The sequence below is a fragment of the Mycobacterium sp. genome (assembly GCF_049673265.1).
GTDB lineage: Bacteria > Actinomycetota > Actinomycetes > Mycobacteriales > Mycobacteriaceae > Mycobacterium.
In genome coordinates, this window is record NZ_JBATXN010000713.1 from 1 (window position 1) to 2194 (window position 2194).

General features: G+C 63.2%; 3 protein-coding genes. 2 read left to right on the forward strand and 1 reads right to left on the reverse strand.

The genetic code is table 11. The features are described 5' to 3' along the window. Both WBF82_RS24245 and WBF82_RS24250 read left to right on the forward strand, forming a co-directional pair. On the forward strand, window positions 1–585 hold a 585-nt coding region (locus WBF82_RS24245), incomplete at its 5' end, for a DUF4873 domain-containing protein (RefSeq protein WP_424385465.1). Window positions 586–666: 81 nt separating this feature from the next. Further along, the gene (locus WBF82_RS24250; RefSeq protein ID WP_424385466.1) at window positions 667–1422 is read left to right on the forward strand and encodes an STAS domain-containing protein; all 756 of its coding nucleotides are present in this window, start codon (window positions 667–669) and stop codon (window positions 1420–1422) included. Window positions 1423–1453: 31 nt separating this feature from the next. On the opposite strand, the gene WBF82_RS24255 is transcribed toward WBF82_RS24250, so the two are convergent. Continuing rightward, entirely contained in the window at window positions 1454–2149 is a 696-nt protein-coding gene (locus tag WBF82_RS24255; protein ID WP_424385467.1) for a GAF and ANTAR domain-containing protein, read from the reverse strand. Between the last annotated feature and the right edge of the window lie 45 nt (window positions 2150–2194).

Below are 2194 nucleotides of genomic sequence, written 5' to 3' on the forward strand. Positions count from 1 at the left end.
GTTGGCGCCCGTGGCCAGACCATCCAGCAAGGTTGGATTGACGGCGCCGAACCCTACCCCGGGATCGCGATTCACGGCTTCCCGAATTACTTCATCGTGGACGGGCCTAACGTCGAAGCGGCGTTGCACGACGTCATCGAATGCCTCGAGCTTTTGAAAGGACACACTCGCATTGAGGTGCGCCGCAGCAGCCAACAAGTGTTCAACGAGCGCGTCCACCTGCATCGGCCCAACCAACGCATAGTGGCATCCGCATTCGACGTCTCCTCGCCGTCTGAAGGTGTGCACGACGATACCTATGACGGGCAGGCAATCCTGACGGCCGCCGGCGCGAGCAAACACGTGCGCGTCCAGCTGATCGGCCATGTTGACCCGATCGACGGCCAATATCACTGGCAGGGAACCATTTTCGACATATTGCCCGAGGACCTGGTCCGGGCCCGAACGTTGACCTTGGCGGTGGGCGCGCGTAGTGCGCCGACGCGCATCATCGAGGAAACACCGCAGGGCACGCACACCATCGCCGGCGTGGGCTTGCCGCCGTTCGCGCTGGAGGACATCGCGCTGACCAGCCGACACACATAATCTGGTGAGCTGCCGGGTAACACGATTGCCACAGCCCTCGTTTGGGTAAACGCCCAACAGTGGCGAGCGTTACGGAGCACGGTGTCTAGGGGGACCGGCGATTTGACAGTTGCCGCGGAAACCGCGGGAACTGCCTATCTGCTCACCGCCGAGGGTGTCCTGGACAGCAGCACCTACTTGCGGCTGCGGGACGCCGTCATAGCGGCCGCGCTAGATGAGCCGCGAGCGGTCCTCGTCGACGTCAACGAACTCGATGTCAAGGCGTCCTCCGCATTGTCGGTGTTCACCAGCGCGCGCTGGCATGTGCATACCTGGCCGAATGTTCCGATCGTCTTGGTGTGTGGGAACGCGGGACGCCGGGCCGCGATCGTACGCAAAGGCGTAACTCGCTATGTGCCTGTTTATGCAACTGTCGAAGCGGCGTTGGGTGCTCTCACCGACGGTCGGCCTGCCCGGCGACGGGCTCGGGCTGAACTGCCCGCCTCACTTGCCAGCCTCCGCAGGTCCCGCGAATTGGTGGCCGCCTGGCTGGCCGAGTGGTCCCGTGTCGAGCTCATCCCGGTAGCCACGATAATTGGCAACGTGTTCGTCGAGAACGCGCTGCAGCACACGGCCAGCGCGCCGGTACTGATGCTGGAAGCCGACCGTGCGACGGTAACCATCTCGGTGCGAGACAGCAGCTCACGGCCGGCGGTCCGCCATGAGGATCCGTGCCGGGGGGGCGAGCGCGTCTCTGGTCTGGCCATCGTCGCCTCGGTGTGCCGGGCCTGGGGCAGCGCACCGACACCGTCGGGGAAGACGGTTTGGGCGGTCATCGGCCCGGAAAACCGGCTTTAGTCGGATTCTCGAAGTTGCTCCGTGTCGGCGATCAGCCAGGGCGCTCGGACTTGACGAGGTGGCGGGCCACTTGGACCAACGGCGTATTCACGGTTTGGGACAACCGCTTGAGTAATTCGAACGCCTGCAAAGCATCGATTTTGAACCGCTCCATGATCATTCCCTTGGCCTGGCCGATGATGTCGCGGGATGCCAGCGCGCTGCGGAACTGCTCGTCGCGACGCGCCATATTCCAGGCCAAGGCCGTGTGAGTGGCCAGGATCAGCCCGAGCTCCACCGCGTCGTCGTCGAAGGCATTCGGTTGTTCGGCAAAGTAATTCAACGCCCCAATGGTCTGATGATCGGCGAACAACTGGAACGACATCTGCGACCGGATCGGCGTCTCGTCGAGCGCGTCGCGGCAGTAGGCCGGCCAGCGCTCTTCGCTCGCCAGGTTGTCGATCCGGATTACATGCTGTTCCCAGGCCGCCGACGAAAACGGTCCCTCGCGGTGACGCTGCTGGATTTCATCGAGTAAGGCCGGGTAACGGCCCGTCGCCGACACCGTATGTATCGTGCCGTGCCGGGACACAACCGTGATGCTGGCGTATTCGGCGCCCGGGACGGATTTGACCGCGCTCTCCGTTAGTTCGTCGAGCACGGTGTCGCCATCGGTGATCTGTTGGTGCTGCAGGACGTCCACCAACGCCTCGACTTCGGGGAGCAGGCTCCGGCGATCCACCGTCATACCGTTTACTCAGATTACGTGTTTCGGTTATGGCTTGTCATTCTT

Coding starts and splice junctions, on each gene's coding strand:
- WBF82_RS24255 (WP_424385467.1), bottom strand. CDS start 2,149: ATGACGGTGGATCGCCGGAGCCTGCTCCCCGAAGTCGAGGCGTTGGTG.